Source organism: Bifidobacterium ramosum, from assembly GCF_009299505.1.
Classification (GTDB): Bacteria; Actinomycetota; Actinomycetes; order Actinomycetales; family Bifidobacteriaceae; genus Bifidobacterium; species Bifidobacterium ramosum.
On sequence record NZ_WBSM01000005.1, the window covers coordinates 161,134 to 187,514 of the forward strand.

A 26,381-nucleotide genomic window follows, 5' to 3' on the forward strand; every position below is an offset into this window, starting at 1 on the left:
CATCGTCACCGCAGCCATCACGCAAGCCGCACAGCCCGAGCCGGCCGCCGCACAGCCCGCGCAAGTCACGCAACTCACGCAGGCCGCCGCGCGAACCGTCAGCAACAACCGCGGTCGTTAGCCGTTTTTCTGGTCCTTGGCAGCCGCGTTCGCGCCGAACAGGTCCGCGTTGTCGCCGACCGTGTTCGCCGGATAGCGCACGAACACCTGCGCGCTGAGCAGGTATTGTGTGTCGATGAACAGCTCCGAGTTGTCGGACGGATAGTAGTCGTAGTCGCGCAGCCATGCCGGCGCGTCCGCACCGTTCGCGTCGTTCAGCGCGGCGATCGCAGACGAGCCGCCGCTGTTCCGCGCGGCGCCGTCCATATACGACCGTTGCGAGAACGTAGAACTGCCGAAATCGATGCCGTCGCCCTGCGTGCCGATCGTCACCGCGTACCGTCCGCCGTACGTGTTGCCGCCGAACATGGACAGGTCGTCGGTGCCGAACGCGAACGGGCAGCCGGTGGGCAGCGTGATGACCACCCGCGTCTGTGAGGCGGAAAGGCGGATGGTGCCGCTCGGGCAGTTCGTGCGCACGGTGGTGCCGTTGTGCAGGGTGGCGACGTGCTTCGGCCGTCGTGCGTAGTCGGTGAGGTCGATGTGCACGAGATCGTTGTCGTAGTTGGTGCCGTCGAAGACGACGCCGTCGCTCAGATGCGCGAACTGTGCGCTGTCGTGGTCGAGATTGTCGTTGGCGGAGTACGTGATCGTGCCGTCGTAGTCGGTGTATCCGTGGACGTCGACGACTTCGTGCGACCGGTAGGCGTCGGCGTACCGTGCGGCGACGTACGTGTAGGTGACGTTAACGGCGAGGATGCACACGGCGGTGATGCCGGCGATCCATGCGACCGGCACGAGTCCACCCGCGCGGTGGCCGCGGATGCCGAGCACGAGGATCGTCAGGCCGATGAGCACGCAGGTCGCGCCGATCCACAGGGTTGCGGATCGGGTCAGCGAGGTGAGCGTGTAACTGTCCGTCAGGTACAGGGCGACGGCCGCGAAGATGGACGCCAGGCCAATGGTCATGGCGACGACGAACGGTCCGGCCGGCTTGCGGCGGGCGATGACCGGGGCCGGCTTGGGTTGCGGTGCGCGGTAGGGGGAGGCCATCGGGGGCATGGTCGCGGCGGCGGGCTGCGGTGCGCCGGCGGTGCCGGTATTGCTGGTATTGCCGTACGGTGACGGCTGCTGCGGCATCGACGAGGCCGACGGTGACGGTACCGCGTACGGATGCCCGGCGTCGCTATGGTCGTTGTGCGCGGTCGTGGACGACGTACCGTCTGCCGTCTGCTGTGTGAACCGGTCGGCGGATCGATCGTATCCTCGCGCGGGATTGACGTACGCACCATCGGTCGGTCCGGCCGGCGGCTGCATCGGATACGACTGCGGACCGGGCCATGCCGATCGATTGGCCTGTCCGGCAGGTCCGCGAGCGCCGCCGTACTGCGGACCGTTGTACTGCGGGCCGCCGTAGCCGGGCTTGCCGTATCCCGGCCCACCGTAACCGCGCTGGCGACGCAGCTCGCGTTCGATGATCAGCCACAGGACGAACGCCGCGGCCATCGCCGCGAACAATCCCGCGCCGGGGAACCCGATGCCGATCAACGCGCACAGAATCACACCGAGGCATGCCCAATCCCAGTCGCCGGCGATCAGGCGCTCCCCCAGAATGCCGCCGTCGCGACCGTCCGGCAGCAGCAGCCACGCGAACGCATACAGCGCGGCGCCGAATCCGCCGAACAGCAGCGCGGCGATCATGATCGCGCGCATCAATACCGGACTGATGGCGAAATACCGGGCCAGACCGCCGCAGACGCCGCCGATCCAACGGTCGTCGGACCGCACGATGCCGCTGCGGCGGATCCATGCAAACAGCTTCGCGGCCGGATCGAACCGCCGTGGCGGCTGCGGTTGCGGGCCCGGCGAAGGCTGCGGGGGTTGCTGACAGGAACCATACGAATTGCTCATGGTTCCATTACAGCAGTCCGCACGAGCCGGGGCGGTCGGGGAACACCCTGATTCTCCCCTGAACCTTGCGTTTCCGCACCCGGTCATTCCCTGTCAGGCGGCACAATGGAAACATGACCCGACCTGAATCCCCGCAGACGCCACCGAGTATGCCGTATCCGCCGCAGATGCCGCCGCGTGCACCGCGCCTGCCGCTGATGCGACCGAAGCGTGGGCGCATCCTGTGCGGCGTGTGCCGTGGCGTCGCGCTGCATCTCGGCGTGTCCGTGCATCTGGTGCGGCTGGTGTTCATTGCGGCGACGTGCTGTTTCGGCGCGGGAGCCGCAGCGTACCTGTTCCTGTGGCTGTTCATGCCGGTCGGTGATCCGGTTGCGGCGGCGCAGGCGGCGGCATCGGTCGCCCGATCGCCGCTGTCGCGCGGCAATATGTCGCCGGTGTCGTCGCCGTTCGGTCCATCCGAACCAGGGACTTCGATTGCCGCAACTGTGTCGCCGTTCCCCGCGGCATCGTCTGCAGCATCATCCGCGGTACCGTTCGCCGTATCGCCAGTCGCATCGCCTGCCGTACCGTCCACTACACCGCCGGTCGCGCAACGTTTCACAGGAAGTTTCACAGATCACGCAACCACCGATCCGCGACCGTCAGCCAGCACCGATCACATCGCAACCGACCCAGCCGACGCATCCGGCACAGTCAATACGGACAGCACAGCCAACACAGCGTATGCGGACAACATGGCCGCCGATCGCGACGCCCTCTACGGAACCTCCGAAAGCCCCGCCGAAGCGCTGCGACGCGCCCCCAAACCAGCACTGGTCGCACTGGTCGGCATGGCCAGCATCGCCGTCGCGGTGCTGCTGTCGCTCGGCGGCGTCGAATCGGGTCTGATCCTGCCGATTCTGCTCGCGCTGGCCGGCATCGGCGTGGCATGGCTGCAATACAACGCGACCGGCGGGCAGCTGTGGTCGATGCTGGGCAGCGTGGCGCTGCTGTTCGTGGCGTACGCGGTGTTCGTGATGAACTCGGCGATTCCCGGCTGGGGCACGTCGCCGCGGCGAATCATCCTCGCCGGGTTCATGCTGCTGGCCGGCGTGGGGTTCGCGATCGTGCCGTGGATCAGTTCGCTGATTCGCGAGCTCGGCACCGAACGCGCGTTGAAGGAACGCGAGGAGGAGCGCGCCGACATGACCGCGCATCTGCACGACGGCGTGCTGCAAACGTTGGCGTTGATCCAACTGCACAGCGACGATCCGACGACCGTGTTCACGCTCGCACGCCAGCAGGAGCGCGAACTGCGCGAATGGCTGTATCAGGAGCGCACCACGACCGACCGGTCGGTGAGCGCCGGCATCAAGGATATCGCCGCGCACGTCGAGGACGAGCACGGCAAGCCGATCGAAGTGGTGACGGTGGGCGATGCGCGGCCGAGCGCGCAGACCGACGCGCTGCTCGACGCGACCGGGCAGGCGCTCATCAACGCGGTGACACACGGCGGCGAGCCGGTGTCCGTGTACTGCGAGGCCGGGCCGTCACAGGTCGAGGTGTTCGTACGCGACCACGGCGACGGGTTCGACGTGAACGCGATTCCCGAGGGGCGGCTCGGCATCCGCGAGTCGATCATCGGACGCATTCGGCGGCGCGGTGGTACGGTGGAGATCGTATCGAGGCCGGGGTGGGGCACCGAAGTGCGCATGCACATGCCGATCGCGGCGGACGATGCGGCACAGCATACGGGCGATGGCGCGTCCGCACACGAGGAGAGGAAATCATGACCGAACAGGAAGCACCGCACAGGATCGCCGCGCCGATCCGTGTGGCCGTGGTCGACGATCACGAAATGTTCCGCGCGGGCGTGATCGCGACGTTGCGACCGTATTTCACGATCGTCGGGCAGGCGCCGGATGTGGAGGGATCGGTGGCGATGATCGCCGCGACCAAGCCGGACGTGGTACTGCTCGACGTGCACGTGCCGGGCGGCGAGGGCGGCGGCGGGGCGGAGATTCTTACGAAATCGCTCGCCTATTCGCCGCATTCCGCGTTTCTCGCGCTGTCGGTGTCGGATTCGCCGCAGGACGTCGGATCGGTGATCCGTGCGGGGGCGCGCGGCTATGTGACCAAGACGATCACCGGCGAGGATCTCATCAATTCGATCCGGCAGGTGCATGAGGGCTATGCAGTGTTTTCGCCGAAGCTGGCGGGATTCGTGCTGTCCGCGTTCCAAGGCGTGCCGGTGGGCGGCGCGGCAGGTGCGGACGGCGCGGCCGGAGCACACGACGAGGAGCTTGACCGGCTGTCGGCCCGTGAACAGGAGGTGATGCGGCTCATCGCGCGCGGCTACACCTACAAGGAGGTCGCCGCGGAGCTGTTCATTTCGATCAAGACCGTCGAGACGCACGTCAGTTCGGTGCTGCGCAAGCTTCAGCTGTCGAACCGCACCGAACTCACCCGCTGGGCCGCCGACCGCCGTATCGTATAACCGGTTTTGTTTTCACCGTCAACCAGAAACGGCCGCAGCCGGGCCTTCACCACATCATGAGCACCCGGCTACGACCGTTTCACGCCAGACAAAACCGCAACCGGCTCCATCTTCAATCATCGGCACTCGGTTACGGCTGTTTCGCACGCCGGACCTTCCCCGTGCCACACTCCCCATTTCGAGGTCACGCGATGGCATACGCGACAGTTTTTCCATCGCGTGACCGTCGCATCAGTCACGCGATGGCATGTACTCGATACACAACCATCCCGTGGCCGCTTTTCCGCACGATATCCGGTCATGCGACGGCAAATACACGCCATTTTCCATCGCGTGAGCACAACGCTGGTCATGCGATGGAAAATCCGGCTGTTTTGCCATCCCGTGACCAATCATGACCGCATCATTGACCGATACCGCGATCACGCGACGGATTGAACCGATTGAATTCCGTCCCATGACCAAACACTCCCCCACGGGATGGAAAAGCGACCCGATTTGCCATCCCGTGACCAGGCAAACCAGATACGATTCCTCACGCGATGGAACAAGAACCGTATCCGCCATCCCGTGACCTGGGATCGTTCCGCACGCGATAGACAACACGTACATACCATCGCATGCCCATGCGTGACGAATGCGGGCATGCAGCAACGGCTACAGGCCGAGCGCCGCGCGCACCTGCGCGGCGTTGAGGAACTGGATGCCGTTGAGGCCGACGGCGGTGGCGGCATCCGCGTTGCGCGCTTTGTCATCCACGAACGCGGTGGTCGCCGGATCGAGGGCGAACCGCGCGATCGCACGACGGTAGATTTCGGGATCGGGTTTGTGGATGCGTTCCTCGGACGACACGACGGTATCGCGTAGCAGTCCCAGCCACGGGAACTTGCGATGCGCGGCGTGCACGAATTTCGCGGTGAAGTTCGTGAGTCCCCACAGTCGCACACCGGCCGCGTCGAGATCGTGCAGCAGCGTCGGCATGCCGTCGATCATGTCGTACAGGGCGAGCTGCTGACGGTCGAAGTAGTCGCGGAACAGCTGCACCGGATAGCCGGCGTCCATCGTGTCGGCGTGATGGTGCGCCGCGTAGTCGGCGATGATCCGATCCTCGCTCCAACCGAGATCGGACAGCTCGTCATAATGCCAGAATCCGTACTCGGCGGACCGATCGAAGAACGCGTCGAGTTCGGCGTTCGGATATTTGCCGTCGAGCGCGAGTCGCGGCCGCCAGTCCAGCAGCACGTCGCAATAGTCGAAAATCACATCGGTCATCATGATTCGCCCACCTCCACCATCATGGTCGTTCCGCGGTAGTCCACGGTAACGATACCGCGCCGGCACGGCAACGATACCGCACCACCGACGATCATCGATCGTCACGTTCCATGAGACTCATCTTCCCTGCCTCCCCCTCCCCGCCCCCTCCGCACCCCGTGCCCCATCTTCCGTTCCCTTACTAACGGACATACAGCCGATTACATCGTTGAAATCGGCTGTATGTCCGTTAGAGGGTGCAGGTACGGGAGGAAAGGGACAGCCGGAAAACAAACAGCCAGAAAACAAACGACCGGGAACGAGCAGCCGGAAACGAACGACAAAGGGCTCCGACGCGACGCGCCGGAGCCCTTCACCATGCGGACAGGGCGAGATTCGAACTCGCGGTGGGTTGCCCCACAACGGTTTTCAAGACCGTCTCTTTAGGCCGCTCAGACACCTGTCCTTGCGTGCGCCGGCACGGTCGACATAGCAGACCACGCAGACGCACGATGTTCAATTATACAGCGGGGGTGGAAATCACGCCTTCCGCGGCGGCAAACGTCACGCCTCCCACTTCGTCGGCTCGATGACTTCCTTGCCGCCCATGTACGGACGCATGGCCTTCGGGATCTCGATGGAGCCGTCCTTCTGCTGGTGGTTCTCGAGGATCGCGACGAGCCAGCGGGTGGTGGCCAACGTGCCGTTCAGCGTGGACACCGGGCGGGTCGAACCGTCGGCCGTACGCTCGCGGATGTTGAGGCGGCGGGCCTGGTACTCGGTGCAGTTCGAGGTGGAGGTGAGCTCGCGGTAGCGGCCCTGGGTCGGCACCCACGCCTCGCAGTCGAACTTGCGGGCGGCCGAAGAGCCGAGGTCGCCGGCGGCGGTGTCGATGATGCGGTACGGCACCTCGACCTTGGCGAGCATCTCCTGCTCCATTTCGAGCAGGTGCTGGTGCTCGGCGTAGGAGTCCTCCTGCTTCGCGTAGACGAACATCTCGACCTTGTCGAACTGGTGCACGCGGATGATGCCGGAGGTGTCCTTGCCGGCGGCGCCGGCCTCGCGGCGGTAGCAGGACGACCAGCCGCAGTAGCGCAGCGGGCCGTTGCCGAGGTCGAGGATCTCGTTCTCGTGCATGCCGGCGAGCGCCACTTCGGAGGTGCCAACGAGGTACTGGTCGTCGGGCTCGCGCAGACGGTAGATCTCGTCGGCGTGGGAGTTGAGGAAGCCGGTGCCGCGCATGACTTCGGGGCGCACGAGCGTCGGGGTGATGGCGAGCACGAAGCCGTGCTGCTCGGCCTGGTCGACGGCCATGGTGAGCATGGCGATCTGCATGCGGGCGACCGCGCCGCGCAGGAAGTAGAAGCGGGAGCCGCCGACCTTGACGCCGCGGCGCATGTCGATGCCGGCGACCTCGGTGCCGAGGGTCAGGTGATCCTTCGGTTCGAAGCCTTCAGCCGCGAAGTCGCGGATCTGGCCGACCTTCTTGACGACCACGTAGTCGTCCTCGCCGCCTTCCGGAGCCTCCGGTTCGACGATGTTAGACAGCTTCCACATGGCGGTGGTGTATTCCTCGGCGGCGGCGTCCGCGGTGGCCTTGTATTCGGCGACCTTGGCGGCGAGGTCCTTGGTCTGCGCGATGAGCGCGGCCTTCTCGTCGGCCGGGGCGGCGGCGACCTTCTTGCCGATTTCCTTCTGCTGGGCGCGGGCGGCTTCGAATTCCTTGAGGGCGGTGCGGCGGGTCTCGTCGGACTTGAGCACTTCGTCGACGAGTTCGACGGATTCGCCGCGCTTGCGCTGCGATTCCTTGACGACGTCGGCATGTTCACGAATGAATTGAATATCAAGCATGCGTCCCAGCCTACCGCCGCAAGCCGACACGCGGCTGGGCCGGGCCTCGCCCGCTCCAGCGACCACGATGTGTCCGTAACCGCAACCGCACCCACACCCACACCGCTCTCGAACGTGCAGGAATCGTCGAGCTTCGCGCGTCGCTGACGAGATTCGCGCCGGCTTGTGGTCACAATGGGTACCATGCCCAGTACCGTGCCCGCAGCCGTCATCGTCATCGCAGTCATCATCGGCGTGCTCGCCATCGCCGCCGTTGCGGCCCTCGCCGTGCGCGCCTACCGCAAACGGCGTCTGGCCGAACGCATCGACCGGCGCGACGACGATCAGGTGCATTACGCGTTCATCGTGAACCCGTCGAAACCGCAGGCGAAGGAGCGCAAGGCGCATATCAAACAGTTCTGCAAGGCGAAGGGGCTCACCGAAGTCGAGTTCATCGAGACGAGGCTCGACAAGGACGGCCGCGCGTGCGCGCTCGAGGCGTTGCGTCACGGCGCGGACGTGGTCGTCGCGGTGGGCGGCGACGGCACGGTGCGCACAGTGGCGAGCGCCGTATCGGGCACCGGCCACGCGCTCGGCATCATCCCGATCGGCACGGGCAACCTGTTCGCCCGCAACATGGGCATTCCGGTCGACGACATCGACGCGGCGTTGTCGGTGGCCACGTCGCACGGCTCCCGGCACGTCGACATGGGCCGCCTCACGCTGCTCGACGACCCAACGTCCGACCACGGCCACGCGTTCCTCATCATCGCGGGCATCGGCTTCGACGCGCTGATGATCGGCGACACCGATCCCGAACTCAAGAAGAACATCAGCTGGCTCGCGTACTTCGTGTCGGGCGTCAAGAACCTGTTCGCGCCGAAGTACCGCGGCAGCGTGACGATCACGAGCGCGAACGGCAGCACGCACACGATCAACGGACTCGTGTTCCGCACGTTCATGGCCGGCAACTGCGGCGAGATCCCGTTCTTCTCGCTCATGCCGGACGCCTCGTACGACGACGGCATCCTCGACTTCGAGATCATCGACACGTCGGGCGGCGTGCTCGGCTGGGCGAATCTGTTCGGCGACGTGGTGCATCAGACGATCACCGGCAAGTCCGGGTCGAGCCCCCTGTCGGTCAGTTCGTCGATCGACAACATTCAGGGCGTGAGCGCGGAGATCATGCTGGAGAAGCCGGCGTTGGCGCAGGTCGACGGCGACATGCTGCCGGAAACGCGCCACATCCGCTTCGACGTGGAGCGGCAGGCGCTGTGTGTGCGTGTGCCGGAGGTCGAGCCGGACATGTCGGCGACGGGCGTAATTCCGCCGATCCGCGTCTGATCGTCGGCTACCGCTGCCCCGCCGCGGAGCGCGAGGCCTTGCGTTCCGCTTTCGCGTCGGCCGTGACGCGCGCGATGTGCAGCGCGAGATAGGCGATTTCGTCGCTGGTGAGCGGCGCGTCGAGACGGATGCGCACGATGTCGGCGACGGCGTTCGCGCAGCTCATCGCCTCGGGATACGACTGTGCGATGGATGCGATGATCGGTTCGGGTTCGCGGTCGAGCTGCTGATGCTGCCGGATGCGTACGAACAGGTAACGCAGATGTGTGATGAACCGGCCGACGTTGATGCTGTGCTGGTCGAGTTCCATGCCGTAGCAGCGTTCGATGACGGCGATCATCTGCTGGATGATGCCGGTCATCTGATACGTGTAGGACAGATCGCCGTTCGAGAATCCCGCATTGACGAGGTGCAGCGTGAGCGATACGGCCTCGCTGTCCGGCAGGATGTTGTTCAGCTCGGCGTTGAGCTGGGTGATGAGCCGTTCGGCCTGTTCGTATTCGGCCGGATACAGCGACCGGACTTCCGCGGTGAGCGGATAGGAAACGTGTTCGCCGCGCCGGAGACGCTGTACGGCTCCGGTGACGTGATCGGCGAGCGCCATGACGAGCGCGGGCTTGGACTCGGCTTGCGGGCCCAGCCCGACGCGCGTCATGGCGTCGGCGACGAGTCGGATCATTTCGGGAGGGATTCCGGCCAACAGTTCGGCCAGATGATCGGGATCCCGCCCGTCGGAGGGGACGAACACTCGAACGACCTTCGCGTTGTCGATCGGCTGCCCCGGTTTCGCTTTGAAGCCCAGTCCCCTGCCGGTGACGATGACTTCCCGCGCGCCGTCCGAAGCGAGCACGACGTTGTTGTTGAACACGCGAAGCACTTTCAAGTGCGTCCCCTTTGTCTCTACGGCCTCCAGACTCAGTGCTGGATGTCGAGCACCGGGTCGCCCGCGGCGACGTCGATACCCGTCTTCGGGGTGACGCCGGCAAGGGCCGCGGTGTTGAGCACCGTCATCAGGGTGGTGGTGCTGTATCCCGCTTCCTTGACCTTATCAAAGTCGACGGTCACGAGCGTGTCGCCGGCGTTGACGCGCTGGCCGGCGGCGACGGCGACGGCGAAGCCCTCGCCGTTCATCTTGACCGTGTCGATGCCGACATGCACGAGCACTTCGACACCGTCATCGGACTTGATGCCGAACGCGTGGCCGGTTTCGGCGACGGTCTGCAGCACACCGGAGATCGGGGCAACGACGGTCGAGTCGGTCGGCTGGATGCCGACGCCCTCGCCGAGCGCACGGGAGGCGAACACCGGATCGCCGGTGTCGTCGAGGGAGATCACGTGGCCGGCGACCGGAGCGTTGACCGTATCGGTCGCAACGGCGGTGGCGGTGGCAGTCGCAGTCGGAGCGGCGGCAGCCGGCTCGGTGACCGGAGCGGCGGCGGCCTGGGCCTCGAGCTCGCGGTCGGCCTTCTCCTGGGCGAGGCGCTCCTGCAGTTCAGCCTTCTGCTCCGGGGTGCGGTAGTCGAGGGTGACGATCAGGAACATGGACACGGCGAACGCGACGGCGATGGACACGCCGTACACCCACATCTGGTTGAACACCGGGATGGTGAGCAGCGAGGTGAATGCAAACGCGGTGGTGGTCACACCGCGCACGGTCTCACCGGAGGCGACGACGGACGGGAACAGCCAGCCGAGGACGGCGATCACGACACCGCCGGTGCCACAGCCGATGAGCATGCGCTTGTAGACCAGCTTGTAGCGCAGGTGGATGCCGTAGAGGGACGGCTCGGAGACGCCACCGAGCAGACCGGCGGCAAGGGCGCCGATGGAGGTCTGGCGCATTTCCTTGTCATGGTCGCGGATGGAGAGGAACAGCACGCCGGCGGTGGCGCCGAAGCAGGCGAAGTTCCACACGCCCATCGGGCCCTGGATGAAGTCGTAGCCGAGGGACTGGATGTTCATGAGCATGAGGGCGTTGAGCGGCCAGTGCAGACCCAGCGGCACGAGGAACGGGTAGAGCAGCGGGATCGCGATGGCGAACACGAACGGCGCGTGGCCGTTCATCCAGGCGAGGACGACGCCGAGGCCGTTGCCGACCCACACGCCCAGCGGGCCGATGATGAAGGCGGTGAGCACACCGACGATGATCATGGCGAAGAACGGCACGAACACCAGCTGGACGCTGTCCGGGATGATCTTCTTGAGGCCGTGGTAGACGAGGCCGAGCACGGCGGCCATCATCAGCGGCACGAACACGTTGCCGGAGTAGTCGGACAACTGCATCGGCAGACCGAACACGGTGGCGGTGCAGTCGGTGGTGCCCAGCGTGGCGTTCTCAACGCAGGAGACCGCGTCGCCCCAGGTCTTGGCGTCGGACAGCGCCGCGAACTGCGGGGTCATGAGCATGGCCATGATGGAGCCGCCGAGCCACGGGTCGACCTTCAGCTTCTTGGAGGCGTTGTAGGCGACCATGATCGGCAGGAAGTAGAACACGCCCTTCCAGATGGCCTTGATGAACATCAGGGAGGTGTTGTCCTCGTCACCGACGATGACGCCGAGCGAGATGAACAGGTTGACGAGCGCGATGATGATGGATGCGCCGAGCAGGACGCCCAGGATCGGGCGGAACGAGTCGGCCAGATACTCGAAGAACGAGTCGAGCCAGGCGACCTTGCCGCGCGCCTTCGCGCGTTCGGCGGCCTTGACCTCGGCGTCGGTCATCTTGCCGTTGTTCGCGGCCTTGGCCGCACCGCCGGCGTTCGCCATCTCGGGCAGGTGCATGATCTCCTCGTACATGGAGGCGACGGCGCCGCCGATGACGACCTGGTAGCGGTCGCCGGACTGCGGGACCGCGCCGAGCACGCCCTTCATGGTCTCGAGACGGTGCTGGTCCACCTTGCCGGCGTCGACGAGCTCGAAGCGCAGTCGCGTCGCGCAGTGGGTCAGGCTCTTGACGTTGCCCGCGCCACCAATGGCGTCGATGATCTGCGAGGCAGTTGATTCGGCCATCTTCTTTCCTTCCTTGGATCTTCTGTTGTTCCTTGGTATGCTCTCCGCCCTCGCAGAGCCGCCAGCAACAAAAAAAGACCCGAGCCGTCCGGCATACGATACACGTATGCCAACGTCTCAGGTCTTGCGTCTTGTCTGACTTGCAACCCTGCAAAAGTAGAAGTTCATAAGTTAATATATATCCGAGGTTAATCGAATCGCAAACCCCGGTGTGTCTTGACATGCGACCCACGCAATGTCAACGTCGCGGTCATCGTCACCGAACGATACGACATCATTCGCACAAAATATGACAAAAATTAACAGAACACGTCATTATTTCTCGCGCGAACGTGGCACAATAGGAACCATGGTAGCAACTAATGCGGGCAAGCCCGCCACCCCAGCTGATCTGATCAACGTCGATGAGGTTATCGGCAAGTACTATGACCTCGTCCCCGATCCGTCCGTCCCCGAGCAGCGTGTCATCTTCGGCACCTCCGGCCACCGCGGATCGTCCCTGAAGACCTCGTTCAACGAGGCCCACATCGTCGCCATCACGCAGGCCATCGCCGAATACCGCAAGAAGGCCGGCGTCACCGGCCCGCTGTACCTCGGCTCCGACACGCACGCGCTGTCCGCGCCGGCCAAGAAGACCGCCATCGAGGTCCTCGTCGCCAACGGCGTGCACGTGCGCATCGACTCGCGCGACGACTTCGTGCCCACCCCGGTCGTCTCTCAGGCGATCCTCACGCACAACCGCGCGGCCGACGGCACCCAGCGCTTCGAAGGCGAAGGCCTCGCCGACGGCATCGTCGTCACCCCGTCGCACAACCCGCCCACCGATGGCGGCTTCAAGTACGACCCCGTCACCGGCGGCCCGGCCCCGGCCGACGTCACCAACGCCATCGCCGCGCGCGCCAACGAGCTGCTCGGCGGCTACAAGAACGTCAAGCGCGTGCCGTACGAGGAAGCCATCAAGTCCGAGTACGTCGAAGGCTTCGACTTCCGCGAGCACTACGTCTCCGACCTGGAGAACGTCATCGACTTCGACGCGATCCGCAACTCCGGCGTGCGCCTCGGCATCGATCCGCTCGGCGGCGCGTCCGTCAACTACTGGCCGCTCATCAATGAGAAGTACGGTCTGAACATCGGCGTCGTGCGCCCCGAAGTCGACCCGACCTGGCGCTTCATGACCATCGACCACGACGGCAAGATCCGCATGGATCCGAGCTCGCCGTACGCGATGAAGGGCCTCGTCGACGAGCTCAACGCCGGCGCGTGGGACAAGTACGACCTCGTCGGCGGCACCGACCCGGATGCCGACCGCCACGGCATCGTCTGCCCGAACTGGGGCGTGATGAACCCGAACCACTACATCGCCGTGTGCGTGGAATACCTGTTCGGCGGCAACCGCCCGGGTTGGCCGAAGGGCGCGGCCGTCGGCAAGACGCTCGTCTCCTCCTCCCTGATCGACCGCGTGGCCGCGTCGATCAACGCGAAGGTCATCGAGGTGCCGGTCGGCTTCAAGTGGTTCGTCGACCCGCTGTTCAGCGGCGAGGTCGCGTTCGGCGGCGAGGAGAGCTCCGGCATGAGCTTCCTGCGCCGCGACGGCCGCGTGTGGACCACCGACAAGGATGGTCTGATCCCCGACCTGCTGGCCGCCGAGATCACCGCCAAGACCGGCAAGAACCCGGCCCAGCTGCATCAGGAGCAGGTGGCGCGCTTCGGCGAGAGCTGGTACAAGCGCGTCGACACGCCGACCACGCTCGAGCAGAAGCAGAAGTTCGCCAAGCTCAGCGGCGATGACGTGACCGCCACGCAGCTCGCGGGCGAGGACATCACCGCCAAGCTCACCGAGGCGCCGGGCAACCACGCCAAGATCGGCGGCCTGAAGGTCACCACCAAGGACAACTGGTTCGCGGCCCGCCCGTCCGGCACCGAGAACATCTACAAGGTGTACGCCGAGTCGTTCGAGAGCCCGGAGGCGCTCGACAAGGTGCTCGCCGAAGCGACCGAGGTCGTCGACAAGGCGCTGGCCGAGTAGTTCGCACCGCGGCGGCTCATTGCTTCAATGAACCGTCCATCCTCACCTTATCTATAACGGACATGCAGCCGATTTCCCCTATGGAATCGGCTGCATGTCCGTTTTTAGTTGCGGTCCTTGGTCGTATAGTTGCGGGGCGGGACACACTGACTTCGTCACACATTCCGTCTGTCGACCACTCGTCTAGTCACGCGATGGAAAATCACACGGTTTTGCCATCGCGTGACCGTCCCATTGCTCACGCGATGGCATATGGGCCCCTACGACCGTCGCGTGACCGCGATCCGAGGTCACGCGACGGCATTCCAACGTTTGACTTCCATCGCGATCCCAATCGACCGCACACGGGATGGCATATCCGGCGGTTTTGCCATCGCGTGAGCCGCTCTGTCCGAAACGACCCCTTGCGTTAGGGTGGGGCGTATGACGATTACGGTATCAACAGACGGGTCGGCGCTGGGCAACCCGAACGGCCCGATGGGTTGGGCGTGGGCGGACCACACACCGCACGCGGGCGGGCGGCCCGGCCATGAGCACGGCGGCGACTGCGACGCGGGCGGCGCGACGAACGGCACGAACCAGATCGGCGAACTGTGCGCGGTGCTCGAGGCGCTGCGCACGCATCCGGGCGCCGAGCCGCTGGTGATCGAGACGGATTCCCAGTACGCGATCAACTGCTCGACCAAGTGGGTGCACGGCTGGAAGAAGAACGGCTGGAAGAACTCGCAGAGGAAGCCGGTGAAGAACGCGGCGCTCATCAAGGCGATCGACGCGGAGCTGTCCAGGCGCGCCGGATCGGTGAAGTTCGTGTGGGTCAAGGGCCACGCGGGCAACGCCGGCAACGAGAAGGTCGACGAGCTGGCGCGCACGTACGCGGGCGACTGCCGGTCGGGCGTACGGGACGGCTACCTGCCGAAGGAAGGCTGGGAGTCACTGCTCGCGTCCGAATACGCGAAGGGCACGGACGTGCCGGCCGACGCGCGGATGCTCATGGACGGGCTGATTTCGGCGAAGGACTATCACCTGGGACGCGGCGAGGATTCCGGCGATGCGGATGCCGCGGACGTTACGGAGACGCGCGACGGTCGTCCGTCGTCCGTCGCGGATGCGTTGGCCGAACCGGAAGGCGTACCGGAGTACCCCGACTATCGTACGGCTTCCGATCATGCCAACGATGATCACGCGGAAGCCGATCATACGGACGACAACGAGTCCGCGGCGACGACCACGACGTCGGGTACCGACACGATCGTCAATCACGACGATACGACTGACAATACGACGGTCGCGTCGATCGACGTGACGACTGACGCGCCATCCGAAACGACAGCACCGCGCTCGACCGCGGCTGCGAACGCATCGCAGCCATCGGCCATCCGACTGACGCCCCAACCGTCCGGGCTCACCGTATCCGGCACGCTGCGGTTCGCTCCCCCGCCGTCGTCCAGTCCCACGTACGACGGTCGCCCACGCATGATCCGCGGCTACGTCATGGTCGAAGGCTACGTGAACGGCGACGGCAGCATCACGCTGGACCACGCGCCGTTCGCCATCCGTCAGTCATAGGTCGGCAACGGATCCCCGTATCACAGGCAACACGAACGCGACGTGACCCGCCGGTCAACAATCGACCATGAATCACACCAAAAACGGGACACAACGTCACAACAAGGAACACATCGGATACACTAAGGGAGGTGGGCCAAACGCCGCCGCACGCGACGCGAGGCAGGTTTCCCGTCGAAGGAGAGAACATGGACAAGGCACAACAGGATGCGCTGAAGAAGGCGGCCGGCATCGAGGCCGCCAAGCTGATCACGGACGGCATGATCGCTGGTCTCGGCACCGGTTCGACCGTGCGATTCCTCGTGGACGAGCTGGGCCGCCGCGTCAAGGAGGAGGGCCTGCAGTTCACGGGCGTCACCACCTCCCGCCGCACGCAGGAGCAGGCCGAAGGCTACGGCATCAAGATCGTCGACATCGACGACGTGGACCACATCGACATCACCATCGACGGCGCGGACGAGGTCGACAAGAACTTCAACGGCATCAAGGGCGGCGGCGCTGCCCTGTTGTGGGAGAAGATCGTGGCGACCAACTCCGACAAGATCGTGTGGATCGTGGACGAGTCCAAGGTCGTGGACACCATCGGCAAGTTCCCGCTGCCGGTCGAGGTGATCCCGTTCGGCGCCGGCCACGTCATCAAGAAGTTCGAGGCGAAGGGCTACAAGCCGACGCTGCGTCTCGATGCCGAGGGCAAGCCGGTGCGCACCGACGAGAACAACTACGTGGTCGACCTGCACCTCGGCCGCATCGATCACCCGCAGGATCTGGCCGAGGACCTCATCACCACGGTCGGTGTGGTGGAGCACGGCCTGTTCCTCAACATGGTCGACAAGGTCATCGTCGGCGATCCGAACGGCCCGCGCGTCATGACCAACTCCAACAAGTGAGTCTGGGGCGCACGCACGCGCTCTGACCAACCATGCCTCAACGGACATACAGCCGATTGCGTACTGCGAATCGGCTGTATGTCCGTTTTTGTATATGTGCCGCTGCGAGGGCACCAGGACACTGCCGCACATCCAAACACACGCATGGATCCCCCTTATTTGTTCCTGACTTTCCCTCCCCTCCACCTCAACGGACATACAGCCGATTCCGGTATCCAAATCGGCTGTATGTCCGTTGAGGTGGAGGAACGCACGGGAAACGCGTGCGAGGAACGAACAGGCGGAACGAATGACGAAAACGAACGAGAAGAACGCACAGCACGCGAAAACGGCACGCGAAATGCAGAAGACCCCTCGGGACGTTGCGGTCCACGAGGGGTCTTCGCGTTGCTCACCGAGTGAGCGAGAAGACTACTTGCGCTGGTGGCGAGTCTTACGCAGCAGTTTGCGGTGCTTCTTCTTGCTCATCCGCTTGCGGCGCTTCTTGATGACCGAACCCATCTCAGCCTCCGTTCCTAACTAATCGAAAAGTTTGCAACTTGCCCAATAGTACACGCATTCGGGGACGAATGGTACCGGCGTTCCGCAACGGACCGCCGCGGCAGGTTCCGTGCACCGTACGTCCGCGCGAACCGTCACAACGGGAAGCTCTGGTAGAACCGCTCCACCGCGGCCTTCGCGCCCGTGACCTGGAACACCGCCGTGTCGTTCTGCCACACCGCGATCGCCTTGGCGTCGTCGTTCGCGTCGACCTTGGCGGTGTAGCTGCCGGTCGCCTTGCCGGACACCTTGACCGTGCCCGCACCCAGTTCCTCACCGGTGAGCGCGCCGGACAGCGCGGCGTACTGCTTCTTGGCCGAATCGGCGGTTGACCACTGCGCGACGATCAACGTCACGTCCTTCGCGGAATCGCCGGTGGAATACGTGACCGTGTACTCCTCGAGCGGCGACGCGGTGGTCCACGACGTGCTCGCCTCGGCCTTGGTGCGCGCATAGTTGAGCACGCTGTCAGGCATCGCCTTGAGCAGCTCGGTGGCGTCGCTGGGCAGCGCGGTCGCCTTGATGCTCGGCGTGGTCGGCTCCTCCTCTTCCTTCGACGTCGAGTTCTGGGACGACGTGGTGCCGTTCGTCTGCTGCGTGGACGATCCCGCGCTCTTGTTCAGCGCCCAGCCGGGCCAGATGAATGCGGACAGCAGCGCCAGAACGATCACCAACGCGGCGGCGACCACGACGGCGATCAGTTTGCCGTGGGACGGTGAAGTGGAAGACGATTGAGTATTCGACATAGCTGTGATTCTCTCACAGCCGCATGACGCGCGCCGGTCGGACGCGACCGCGACGAACGATCCCGCTTCATGTTGAGTTACGGTCGTTTTTCGCGGTCGGAACGACCGTAACTCAACATGAAGCATGCGCTGTCATTGAGTTACGGTCGTTTCGGACGTGAAAAACGACCGTAACTCAACAACAGCGACCGTAACTCAATGACAACGCAACAATGGGCGTCGCGTTGATCCACGCGACGGACGCGCGGATGGCGACTTCGCGCGCGGCGACCGCACGCACCGGACGCACCGGACGCGCCGGACGAGATGTCGTAAAACCCCGATACCGTCGGCATCATGGCTAAGACGTCGACGCAATACCTGTGCTCAGAATGCGGCTGGAGCGGCCCGAAATGGTACGGCCGCTGCCCCGAGTGCGGCCAGTGGGGCACCATCGAGGAATTCCGCGAATCCCGCCCATCCGCAGCATCCGCAACCGCCGGCGGCTCGTCGCGCACCGCAGCGCCCGGCCGCACGTCGCGCACCACGGCCGCCGCGCCCGGCACGATCGCCGACCGCAACGCGGCGCGTCCGATCACGCAGATCGGCACTGACACGGTCACCCGCATCCCCACCGGATTCGGCGAGTTCGACCGTGTGCTCGGCGGCGGCATCGTCCCCGGTTCGGTCACGTTGATCGCCGGCGAGCCGGGCGTGGGCAAGTCGACGCTGCTACTGGAGACGGCAGGCAACATCGCGCGCACGGTCGCGGACCACACAGCCACGGCAGGAAACGATCGCAACACCACGGCAAGCGGCCGCCCCGGCCACAACACCGTCCTCTACATCTCCGGCGAGGAGTCGCTCGCGCAGGTCAAGCTGCGCGCCTCGCGCATCGACGCGGTCGAACCGAATCTGCTGCTCGCCTCGACCACCGATCTGGCGACCGTGCTGGGACTCATCGAGCAGGAACGGCCGGCGCTGGCGATCGTCGATTCCGCGCAGACGATCGTGTCGCAGGACGTCGACGGCATCTCGGGCGGCTCCACGCAGGTGCGCGAGGTGGCGAGCGCGCTCATCGACACGGCGAAAAGCCTGGATGTGCCGGTGCTGCTGGTGGGCCATGTGACGAAGGACGGGTCAATCGCCGGCCCGCGCACGTTGGAGCATTTGGTGGACGTGGTCTGCCAGTTCGAGGGCGACGCGCAGACCGCGCTACGCATGTTGCGCGTGGTGAAGAACCGGTTCGGGCCGACCGACGAGGTGGGCTGTTTCGACATGAGCGGCGAGGGCATCGAGGAGGTGGCCGATCCGTCCGGTCTGTTTCTGTCGTCGACGGGCGCGGCGGACGCGCGACCGGTGGAGGGCACGTGCGTGACGTTCACGTTGGACGGCCACCGCAGCCTGCCGATCGAGATCCAGTCGCTGGTGACGAGTTCCGTGCTGCCGACACCGCGCCGCGCGGTCAACGGCGTGGACGCGAACCGCATCGCGATGCTCACGGCGGTGCTGTATCGGCATGGCAAGGTGAATCTGCTGGCGAACGATCTGTATGTGTCGACGATCGCGGGCGGGCTGGCGAAGGAGCCGGGCTGCGATCTGGCGATCGTGGCCGCGTTGGCGAGCGCCGCGAAGGAACGGCCGATCGCGCGGACGACGTGTGCGATCGGCGAGATTTCGCTGACGGGCCAGGTGCGGCCGGTGCCGCGGCTGGAGTATCGGCTGCGCGAGGCGGCGCGTCTGGGGTTCACCGAGGCCGTGGTGCCGCCGTTGCGCAGGCCCGGGTCGATTCGCGGGCTGCGGGTGGTCGAGGCGGCGACGCTGCGGGACGCGTTGGATGCATTGGTGAAATGACGTACCGGTGCGGTGACGCGCTGACGGAGCGACGGGATGGCGCGGCTCACGGCCGGTGCGGCGGCGGATGCGCCCATGCCAGGCTTTAGGATGGACGGATACAGTTAAGACGATCGACTCTCCCTGTGTAACGGACATACAGCCGATCGGACGGGCAGAATCGACTGTATGTCCGTTACAGGAATGATGCGAAAGGAGCGACGATGACCGGCGGCGAGTTAACAGACGACGATTTCATTCCTTGGGCGGCGGCGTATTCGCAGCGCACGAACCGGTCGCTGGCCGGGGCCCGGCTGGCGATCGCCGCGCCGGACACGCGCCCGGACGCCGTGGCCGCGGCGCAACAGTGGGGCATGACCGTGGAGGATGCGGCCACGACGGCGGCCGACGGTGACGGCAACGCGGCGACCGACGGCCCAGCCGACCCGTTCCGCTGCGACGGCACGGTGTCGATCGACGCGATTCCCGACATGCGGCAGGCCACAGGTTTCGAGGCGATGGCCTATGCCGAGGAGCATATGCCGGTGCTGCGCGACGTGCTGGACGAGCTGCGCGCCGACGGCGTGGACTTCACCGGTGTGCGCATCGCCGCCTGCCTGATCCTGGAGCCGAAGACCGCGATCCTGCTGCGCAAGCTCAAGGCGGCCGGCGCGATCGTGGGCGTGTACTGCGGCCCTGATTCGACCGATCCGCGCGTGGCTGAACAGTTGCGCCGCGAGGGCGTCGTCGTGGAGTCGAGCCGCGACTGGACGCCGGAGCAGGCGCATGAGGCGGCGTTGCGACTGCTGGACACGGTGCAGCCGGACATCATCATCGACGACGGCGCCAGCTTCGCGCGTCTCGCGTCGCTGGAACGGCCGGAGCTGGCCGCACGGCTGATCGGCGTGGCCGAGGAGACGACGAGCGGCGTGCGCGCGTTCGCCGGCATGGAGGCCGCCGGCGCGCTCACGTATCCGGTGGTCGCGGTGAACGACAGCGTATTGAAGACCGGTTTCGACAACGCGCACGGCACCGGCGAGACCTGCGTAACGACGATGCAGCGGATCCTTGGCGCGGATGCGTTCGCCGGCACCGCGGTCACGGTGATCGGCTACGGTCCGGTCGGTCGCGGTTTCGCGCGGCGCGTGCGTGCGCTCGGCGCGCAGGTGACGGTCTGCGACATCGATCCGGTGGCGTCGCTCAAGGCGGTGTTCGACGGTTTCGCCGCGCGCGACATCGACGACGCGCTGCCGACGGCCGACATCGTGATTTCGGCGACCGGCGTGCGGCACACGGTCACCGTCGACCATATGCGGCTGATGCGCGCCGGCACGGTGCTGGCCGTGATCGGCGGCATCGCGAACGAAATCGCGCTGGACGACGTGCCCGACTTCACACCGGAGGTCAACCGCGATCTGGTCGAACTGCATGTGCCGGACGGTCCGACGATCACGCTGATCGCGGACGGCGACGGCGTGAACTATACGGTCGGCGGCGGCAATCCGATCGAGATCATGGACCTGAGCTTCGCCGTGCAGGCGAGCGCGGTCGCGTATCTGCTGCGGTCGCGCGGCACGCTGCCGCACCGCCTGATCCGGCTCGACGCCGAGACCGACCGTCGCATCGCCGCAGCCGCGCTGCGGGCGCGCGGCTATCGGGCCAGTCATGCCGTGGCCGACAACGGCTACGACTGGACGCTGACACGATTCGCGGAGCACGCGCGCGCCGCGGAACGGCAGTAGCGTCACCCGAACATCCAAACGTCATCCGCCGGCCGACTGCCGGCGCACCGCGCATCGAACCCGTACGACACCCCGTAAGGAGACCCCATGAACACACCGAACACACACGACTGGGACACCGTCGTCGGCGATCCCGAACTCGTCGACGAGGTGACGCTGTATTCCGCACGGCTCGTGATCCCCGTGACCGGGCCGGTGATCATCGACGGCGCGGTGGCCGTGCACGGCGACCGCGTCATGCACGTCGGCAAACGCCGGTGGGTGCTGGACGCGCTCAAGCAGGAGACGACAGCGCATGCGACGATCACCGAACGGCACTGGGACGGCGTCCTCACGCCGGGCCTCATCAACGCGCACACGCATTTGCAGTACACCGGTATGGCCGAGGTCGGCCGCGGCACGTACGACCGCTTCCGCGCGTGGGAGCTCGCATTCAACAAGGTGTACGCGGTGGCCAAGGAGGAGCAGCCGTGGAAGCGTTGGGCCGAGGACGGCGCGCGGCAGATGGTCGAGTCGGGCACCACGGCGGCGGCCGACATCGTGACCGATCTGGACGCGGCCGGCGCGCTCGCCTCGCAGGGCATGCACGGCATCGCGTACTGGGAGGTCATGGGCTGGCACAACGACGAATGGCTGGAGAAGGGCCGCACCGAACTGAGCCGCCAGCTGCGCACGATGAGCGAGGAGCGGCTGCCGAACCTCGGCATCAGCCCGCACGCGCCGTACACGCTGGAGTCCGAGCCATTCGTGGACCTGCCGGACATCGCGCGGCGGCTCAACATGCGACTGCACATCCATCTGGCGGAGACGCCGCTCGAAGCCGGCACGTATCCGCCGGTGCTCACCACGTATTCGGCGGCCGACTGGCGCGACCGCGACTGGGTGAGCTACAAGCAGCTCAAGGAGGTCGGCAAGGGCGCGTCGGCGATCCAGTTCGTCGACCAGCTCGGCTCGCTCGGCCCGGACGTGCACATCGCGCACGGCGTGTGGGCCGACAAGGAGGACCGTCGCATCCTGCGCCAGCGCGGCGTCGGCGTGGCGCTGTGCCCGAGGTCGAACCGCATCACGAACACCGGCAAGGACGCGCCGATCCGCGAATATCTCGAGGAAGGCAACCTCGTGGCCGTCGGTACGGATTCGCTGTCGAGCACGCCGAGCCTCGACCTGCTCGACGACGTGTCGATGCTCTACGATCTGGCGCGCGAACAGGGCTACGCGAACGACGACCTGACGCACCGTCTGATCCGCATGATGACGCTGGGCGGCGCGGAGTCGATGGGCATGCACGTCGGCGTGAACCGCATCGGCCAGATCAACGCGGGCGCGTTGGCCGACCTCGCGTTCTTCGACATCCCGGTGGACACGACCTCGCCGGCCGGCATCGAGACCACGCTGGAGACGCTCGTTCGCCACGGCGCCGGCACCAACCGCGCCACGGTGATCGCCGGCCGTGTGGCCTACAACGACGGCGCGTTCTAGGCCGCATCATCCCGTCACGTGCGATCGTCACGCGGCATCGCACAGCACACTCCACGCAGAAAGGCACCGACATGAGCATCGCATTGGACGACATGAGCCCCTACGCCCGGTCCGTCGTGGACCGACTGGGCCTGGAGGCCCATCCCGAGGGCGGCTGGTACACGCGCGACTGGCAGAGCCCGCGCGACGACGCCGCGAGCGGCCGGCCGCTGGCGTCGCTGATCTACTTCCTGCTGCCGCAGGGCGACGCAAGCGCCTGGCACAAGGTCGACGCGGACGAGCTGTGGCTGTGGCACGGCCCGGCGACCGTCACGCTGGAGCTCGGCGGCAGCGGCGACGCGCCGGCGGCCGACGACGGCAAGCGCACGCGGATCGTGCTGGGCGCCGGCGTCGCGGACGCCGCGCAGACCGCAACCGTCGCCGCCGCATCAGACAACGACGATGACGCGCCGATCTGTGGCCATGCGGTCGTGCCGGCCGGCGTCTGGCAGCGCACGGTGCCGGGGACCGGCGACGCGCTGGTGTCCTGCGTCGTCAGCCCGGGATTCGTGTTCGAGGGGTTCACGCTCGAATAACGCGTTATAACCAACCGCGATAGCGAATCGCAGACGGACGGCACCGTCCGTAACGCGGTTCGTCTAGAATTGGCGCGCATGCGCCAAACACGACGTTCCGTCCAACGGACGTCCATCGTGCATCAGTGCGCAGCATCCAAAGGAAAAGAGAGGCAATCCATCATGTTCAACATCAAGCAAGGCTTCGTCCGCGCGGCCGTCGCGACCGTCAGCGTCGTCGCCCTGGCCTTCTCCGCGGCCTGCGGCACCACCCAGTCCGCCAACAACGCGTCCGACGACAAGTCCGCCGACTCGAGCGACATCACGCAGCAGACCGTCACCCCGGGCAAGCTCACCATCGCGACCGGCGAACCGGCCTATGAGCCGTGGGTCATGAACGACAAGCCGGAGTCCGGCGAGGGCTACGAGGCCGCCGTGGCCTACGACGTGGCCGAGAAGCTCGGCTTCAAGAAGAGCGACGTCGTGTGGGTGCGCACCACCTTCGACTCGGCCATCGCGCCGGGCGCCAAGGACTGGGATATGAACATCCAGCAGTTCGGCATCACCGACACCCGTAAGAAGGCCGTCGACTTCTCGTCGAGCTACTACAACGACAGCCAGGCCGTCATCGTCAAGAAGGACGGCAAGTTTGCGAACGCCAAGTCCCTGGCCGATCTCAAGGACGCCACCATCGGCGTGATGGTCGGCACGCTGGCCTACGACTACGTCAAGAAGTCCATCAAGGAGGACATCCAGACGTTCAACGACGACGCCGCCCTCGCGCAGGCGCTCGACGCCGGCCAGATCGACGCGCTCGTCACCAGCACCGTCGAATGCGTGTACATGGTCCAGTCCGAGCAGGTCAAGAACGGCGTCGTGCTCGGCCGCATCGCCGGTTCCGAAGACAAGAACGGCATGGGCATCGTGCTGCCGAAGGACTCCAAGCTCACCGCCGCGACCACCAAGGCCGTGGACGCGCTGAAGGCCGACGGCACGCTCAAGCAGCTGCAGGACAAGTGGCTGGCCGAGTACACCACCGACCTGACCGAGCTCAAGTAACCCATCCCAGTGGCCTGTCTCGCCGCCGACCGCGGCAGGGCAGGCCACTGTCCGTATCAGCAATCCCATCCATTCCAAGCAGTTCCCAGGAAGCGAGCGCCGCAGATGCAACCACAGACGCCAGCGCATGAGGTCAGTCAAGTCGAACTCGACCGTCGCCAATACCGTCGTCAGCAACAGATCAAATCGGTGATCACCAGTCTCGTGAGCACGGTGGTGTTCGTGGCCGTCATCATGGTCGGCCTGCATTTGTCGCCCGGCTGGCCGCGCGTCAAGGAGACGTTCTTCTCCGCCGAATACTTCGTCCAGTCGTTCCCCGACGTACTCAAGGGCCTGTGGCTGAACGTACGCGTGCTGCTCGTCGCGCTCGTCGGCGTGGCGATCCTCAGCACGCTTATCGCGCTCGTGCGCACGAGCCGCTCCCCCATCCTGTTCCCGCTGCGCGTGCTGGCGCTGCTGTACACGACCGTCATGCGCGGCGTGCCGATCATCGTCGTGCTGTACCTGATCGGCTTCGGCATCCCCGGCCTCGGCCTGTTCGGCCGCATCGACCCGTCGATCCTCGGCACGATCGCCGTGGTCATGGGCTACAGCGCGTACGTGTCCGAAGTGCTGCGCGCCGGCTTCGACGACGTGCACCCGTCCCAGCGCGCCTCCGCGCGGTCGCTGGGTCTGACCGCCGGGCAGACGACCCGACTGGTCGTGATTCCTCAGGCGCTGCGCAAGGTCGCACCGGCGCTGATGAACGACTTCATCTCCATGCAGAAGGACGTCGGCCTGATCTCCGTGCTGGGCGCCGTCGACGCGGTGCGTGCGGCGCAGATCGACGTGGCCAGCACCTACAACTTCACGCCGTACGTCGTGGCCAGCCTGCTGTTCATCCTGATGAGCGTGCCGTTCATCCTGCTCAACGACTGGTATACGGCACGGCTGCGCAAGCGCGAGCTGAGCGCCGGCACGGTGTGAGAAGGACGGTGACACGATGACGAAAGCGACGGAAACCATGACGAATACGACTGTGGATACGGCCGCGCACGACGCGACCGGCGCGCGTGACATGACGAAACCGGTGCTGCGACTGGACGACATCCGCAAGTCGTTCGGTTCAACGCAGGTGCTGCGCGGCATCTCCTTCGAGATCCGACCGCACGAGGTCGTGGCGCTGCTCGGCCCGTCCGGTTCGGGCAAGTCGACGCTGATGAAGTGCGTGAACCTGCTCGAGCAGGTCGACGACGGGCAGATCTGGCTGGGCGACACCGACATCACCGACCCTCGCGCGAACCAGGACCAGATCCGGTCGCGCATCGGCGTGGTGTTTCAGCAGTTCAACCTGTTCCCGCACATGTCGGTGATGAAGAACGTGACGCTCGCCGCGATCAAGGTGCACCACTGGGATCGCGACCGTGCGGAGGCGCGTGCGCTGGAGCTGCTCGACCGCATCGGCATGCGCGACAAGGCCGGTGCCTACCCGGACCAGCTGTCCGGCGGCCAGCAGCAGCGCGTGGCGATCGCGCGTGCACTGATGACCGATCCCGAACTGCTGCTGCTGGACGAGATCACGTCGGCGTTGGACCCGATGCTCGTGGGCGAGGTGCTCAACATGGTCGCCGAGCTGAAGTCGCAGGGCACGACGATTCTCATGGCGACGCACGAGATGAGCTTCGCGCACGACGCGGCGGACCGCATCGTGCTGCTGCGTCACGGCGTCATCGCCGAGAACGGCACCCCGCGCGAGGTGATGGACGAGTCGCAGAACCCTGAGACCCAGGAGTTCTTCGCCCACTTCCGGCACTAGGTGTGGTCTCTCCGCGTCGGCTGGGCCGCAGCCGACGTCCCCACCCCCTCAACGGACATACAGCCGATTTGCATGGCAGAAACGGCTGTATGTCCGTTTCGTTATGCGGAGGCATAACAACGTATAACGTATCCAGAACGCCGCACCCGTGACCTCTTCCAACGGACATACGGCCGATTTCGCCCCAAAATCGGCTGTATGTCCGTAAGGATTATGGCTCTAATGACGCAATGGACGCGTCGCACTCCCCTC

The 26,381-nt window shown here is 65.6% G+C and carries 21 protein-coding genes and 1 tRNA gene; 13 read left to right on the forward strand and 9 right to left on the reverse strand.

The genetic code is table 11. The features are described from left to right. Positions 1-117: 117 nt before the first annotated feature. Positions 118-2,010 (reverse strand): PspC domain-containing protein, encoded by a 1,893-nt coding sequence (locus DSM100688_RS06065; protein WP_163146894.1) that lies wholly within the window; start codon positions 2,008-2,010, stop codon positions 118-120. Between the two features lie 113 nt (positions 2,011-2,123). On the opposite strand from DSM100688_RS06065, the gene DSM100688_RS12070 reads away from it, so the two are divergent. Both DSM100688_RS12070 and DSM100688_RS06075 read left to right on the forward strand, forming a co-directional pair. Then, the gene (locus DSM100688_RS12070; protein WP_152358241.1) at positions 2,124-3,782 is read left to right on the forward strand and encodes an ATP-binding protein; all 1,659 of its coding nucleotides are present in this window, start codon (positions 2,124-2,126) and stop codon (positions 3,780-3,782) included. Beyond that, positions 3,779-4,486 carry a LuxR C-terminal-related transcriptional regulator gene (locus DSM100688_RS06075; RefSeq protein WP_152358242.1) on the forward strand — a complete coding sequence of 236 codons (708 nt, stop codon included), beginning with the start codon at positions 3,779-3,781 and terminating at the stop codon, positions 4,484-4,486. Before DSM100688_RS12070 ends, DSM100688_RS06075 begins: the two co-directional genes overlap by 4 nt. A 231-nt stretch (positions 4,487-4,717) precedes the next feature. On the opposite strand, the gene DSM100688_RS06080 is transcribed toward DSM100688_RS06075, so the two are convergent. The 4 genes from DSM100688_RS06080 to serS form a co-directional block, all read right to left on the reverse strand. Continuing rightward, a complete protein-coding gene (locus tag DSM100688_RS06080) occupies positions 4,718-4,945 on the reverse strand; it encodes a hypothetical protein (protein WP_152358243.1) in 228 nt (75 codons plus the stop codon). A 198-nt stretch (positions 4,946-5,143) separates the two neighbouring features. Then, positions 5,144-5,761, reverse strand: a complete 618-nt coding sequence (locus DSM100688_RS06085) for an HAD family hydrolase (protein WP_204316692.1) — start codon at positions 5,759-5,761, stop codon at positions 5,144-5,146. Between the two features lie 360 nt (positions 5,762-6,121). Further along, positions 6,122-6,206 (reverse strand) — tRNA-Ser (locus tag DSM100688_RS06090). Between the two features lie 98 nt (positions 6,207-6,304). After that, the gene (gene serS / locus DSM100688_RS06095) at positions 6,305-7,591 is read right to left on the reverse strand and encodes a serine--tRNA ligase (protein WP_152358244.1); all 1,287 of its coding nucleotides are present in this window, start codon (positions 7,589-7,591) and stop codon (positions 6,305-6,307) included. A gap of 174 nt (positions 7,592-7,765) precedes the next feature. Here serS and DSM100688_RS06100 point away from each other — a divergent pair, with 174 nt between their 5' ends. Next, positions 7,766-8,914, forward strand: coding sequence for a diacylglycerol/lipid kinase family protein (locus DSM100688_RS06100; protein ID WP_152358245.1), 1,149 nt, complete (start codon positions 7,766-7,768; stop codon positions 8,912-8,914). A gap of 7 nt (positions 8,915-8,921) precedes the next feature. Here DSM100688_RS06100 and DSM100688_RS06105 read toward each other — a convergent pair whose 3' ends face one another. Continuing rightward, positions 8,922-9,797, reverse strand: coding sequence for a PRD domain-containing protein (locus DSM100688_RS06105; RefSeq protein WP_152358246.1), 876 nt, complete (start codon positions 9,795-9,797; stop codon positions 8,922-8,924). Between the two features lie 32 nt (positions 9,798-9,829). Beyond that, the gene (locus DSM100688_RS06110) at positions 9,830-11,923 is read right to left on the reverse strand and encodes a glucose PTS transporter subunit IIA (RefSeq protein WP_152358247.1); all 2,094 of its coding nucleotides are present in this window, start codon (positions 11,921-11,923) and stop codon (positions 9,830-9,832) included. Positions 11,924-12,272: 349 nt separating this feature from the next. On the opposite strand from DSM100688_RS06110, the gene pgm reads away from it, so the two are divergent. The 3 genes from pgm (at position 12,273) to rpiA (ending at position 16,402) form a co-directional block, all read left to right on the forward strand. Further along, a complete protein-coding gene (pgm, locus tag DSM100688_RS06115) occupies positions 12,273-13,949 on the forward strand; it encodes a phosphoglucomutase (alpha-D-glucose-1,6-bisphosphate-dependent) (RefSeq protein WP_152358248.1) in 1,677 nt (558 codons plus the stop codon). A gap of 423 nt (positions 13,950-14,372) precedes the next feature. After that, entirely contained in the window at positions 14,373-15,515 is a 1,143-nt protein-coding gene (locus DSM100688_RS06120; RefSeq protein WP_152358249.1) for a ribonuclease H family protein, read from the forward strand. Between the two features lie 188 nt (positions 15,516-15,703). Next, a complete protein-coding gene (gene rpiA, locus DSM100688_RS06125) occupies positions 15,704-16,402 on the forward strand; it encodes a ribose-5-phosphate isomerase RpiA (RefSeq protein ID WP_152358250.1) in 699 nt (232 codons plus the stop codon). Positions 16,403-16,813: 411 nt separating this feature from the next. Here the strand turns inward: rpiA and DSM100688_RS06130 are convergent, their stop codons facing one another. Together DSM100688_RS06130 and DSM100688_RS06135 are read right to left on the reverse strand one after the other, a co-directional pair. Continuing rightward, on the reverse strand, positions 16,814-16,903 hold the full coding sequence (locus DSM100688_RS06130; RefSeq protein ID WP_004268639.1) for a 30S ribosomal protein bS22: 90 nt from the start codon (positions 16,901-16,903) through the stop codon (positions 16,814-16,816). A gap of 134 nt (positions 16,904-17,037) precedes the next feature. After that, positions 17,038-17,688: a hypothetical protein gene (locus tag DSM100688_RS06135; protein ID WP_152358251.1), complete on the reverse strand. Its 651-nt coding sequence runs from the start codon at positions 17,686-17,688 to the stop codon at positions 17,038-17,040. 336 nt (positions 17,689-18,024) lie between these two features. Between DSM100688_RS06135 and radA the strand changes: the two genes are divergently transcribed. The 7 genes from radA (at position 18,025) to DSM100688_RS06170 (ending at position 26,129) form a co-directional block, all read left to right on the forward strand. After that, positions 18,025-19,521 carry a DNA repair protein RadA gene (radA, locus tag DSM100688_RS06140; RefSeq protein ID WP_152358252.1) on the forward strand — a complete coding sequence of 499 codons (1,497 nt, stop codon included), beginning with the start codon at positions 18,025-18,027 and terminating at the stop codon, positions 19,519-19,521. A gap of 203 nt (positions 19,522-19,724) precedes the next feature. Further along, positions 19,725-21,242 carry an adenosylhomocysteinase gene (locus DSM100688_RS06145; RefSeq protein ID WP_152358253.1) on the forward strand — a complete coding sequence of 506 codons (1,518 nt, stop codon included), beginning with the start codon at positions 19,725-19,727 and terminating at the stop codon, positions 21,240-21,242. Between the two features lie 87 nt (positions 21,243-21,329). After that, positions 21,330-22,721, forward strand: a complete 1,392-nt coding sequence (locus DSM100688_RS06150; RefSeq protein ID WP_152358254.1) for an amidohydrolase family protein — start codon at positions 21,330-21,332, stop codon at positions 22,719-22,721. A 71-nt stretch (positions 22,722-22,792) separates the two neighbouring features. Next, the gene (locus DSM100688_RS06155; protein WP_152358255.1) at positions 22,793-23,296 is read left to right on the forward strand and encodes a cupin domain-containing protein; all 504 of its coding nucleotides are present in this window, start codon (positions 22,793-22,795) and stop codon (positions 23,294-23,296) included. Between the two features lie 162 nt (positions 23,297-23,458). After that, entirely contained in the window at positions 23,459-24,334 is an 876-nt protein-coding gene (locus DSM100688_RS06160; protein WP_152358256.1) for an ABC transporter substrate-binding protein, read from the forward strand. 105 nt (positions 24,335-24,439) lie between these two features. Further along, entirely contained in the window at positions 24,440-25,300 is an 861-nt protein-coding gene (locus DSM100688_RS06165) for an amino acid ABC transporter permease (protein ID WP_152358257.1), read from the forward strand. A 37-nt stretch (positions 25,301-25,337) separates the two neighbouring features. Then, positions 25,338-26,129, forward strand: a complete 792-nt coding sequence (locus DSM100688_RS06170; protein ID WP_420837486.1) for an amino acid ABC transporter ATP-binding protein — start codon at positions 25,338-25,340, stop codon at positions 26,127-26,129. Positions 26,130-26,381: the final 252 nt, after the last annotated feature.

Coding starts and splice junctions, on each gene's coding strand:
- DSM100688_RS06065 (WP_163146894.1), bottom strand. CDS start 2,010: ATGAGCAATTCGTATGGTTCCTGTCAGCAACCCCCGCAGCCTTCGCCG.
- DSM100688_RS12070 (WP_152358241.1), top strand. CDS start 2,124: ATGACCCGACCTGAATCCCCGCAGACGCCACCGAGTATGCCGTATCCG.
- DSM100688_RS06075 (WP_152358242.1), top strand. CDS start 3,779: ATGACCGAACAGGAAGCACCGCACAGGATCGCCGCGCCGATCCGTGTG.
- DSM100688_RS06080 (WP_152358243.1), bottom strand. CDS start 4,945: ATGGGACGGAATTCAATCGGTTCAATCCGTCGCGTGATCGCGGTATCG.
- DSM100688_RS06085 (WP_204316692.1), bottom strand. CDS start 5,761: ATGATGACCGATGTGATTTTCGACTATTGCGACGTGCTGCTGGACTGG.
- serS (WP_152358244.1), bottom strand. CDS start 7,591: ATGCTTGATATTCAATTCATTCGTGAACATGCCGACGTCGTCAAGGAA.
- DSM100688_RS06100 (WP_152358245.1), top strand. CDS start 7,766: ATGGGTACCATGCCCAGTACCGTGCCCGCAGCCGTCATCGTCATCGCA.
- DSM100688_RS06110 (WP_152358247.1), bottom strand. CDS start 11,923: ATGGCCGAATCAACTGCCTCGCAGATCATCGACGCCATTGGTGGCGCG.
- pgm (WP_152358248.1), top strand. CDS start 12,273: ATGGTAGCAACTAATGCGGGCAAGCCCGCCACCCCAGCTGATCTGATC.
- DSM100688_RS06120 (WP_152358249.1), top strand. CDS start 14,373: ATGACGATTACGGTATCAACAGACGGGTCGGCGCTGGGCAACCCGAAC.
- rpiA (WP_152358250.1), top strand. CDS start 15,704: ATGGACAAGGCACAACAGGATGCGCTGAAGAAGGCGGCCGGCATCGAG.
- DSM100688_RS06130 (WP_004268639.1), bottom strand. CDS start 16,903: ATGGGTTCGGTCATCAAGAAGCGCCGCAAGCGGATGAGCAAGAAGAAG.
- DSM100688_RS06135 (WP_152358251.1), bottom strand. CDS start 17,688: ATGTCGAATACTCAATCGTCTTCCACTTCACCGTCCCACGGCAAACTG.
- radA (WP_152358252.1), top strand. CDS start 18,025: ATGGCTAAGACGTCGACGCAATACCTGTGCTCAGAATGCGGCTGGAGC.
- DSM100688_RS06145 (WP_152358253.1), top strand. CDS start 19,725: ATGACCGGCGGCGAGTTAACAGACGACGATTTCATTCCTTGGGCGGCG.
- DSM100688_RS06150 (WP_152358254.1), top strand. CDS start 21,330: ATGAACACACCGAACACACACGACTGGGACACCGTCGTCGGCGATCCC.
- DSM100688_RS06155 (WP_152358255.1), top strand. CDS start 22,793: ATGAGCATCGCATTGGACGACATGAGCCCCTACGCCCGGTCCGTCGTG.
- DSM100688_RS06160 (WP_152358256.1), top strand. CDS start 23,459: ATGTTCAACATCAAGCAAGGCTTCGTCCGCGCGGCCGTCGCGACCGTC.
- DSM100688_RS06165 (WP_152358257.1), top strand. CDS start 24,440: ATGCAACCACAGACGCCAGCGCATGAGGTCAGTCAAGTCGAACTCGAC.
- DSM100688_RS06170 (WP_420837486.1), top strand. CDS start 25,338: ATGACGAATACGACTGTGGATACGGCCGCGCACGACGCGACCGGCGCG.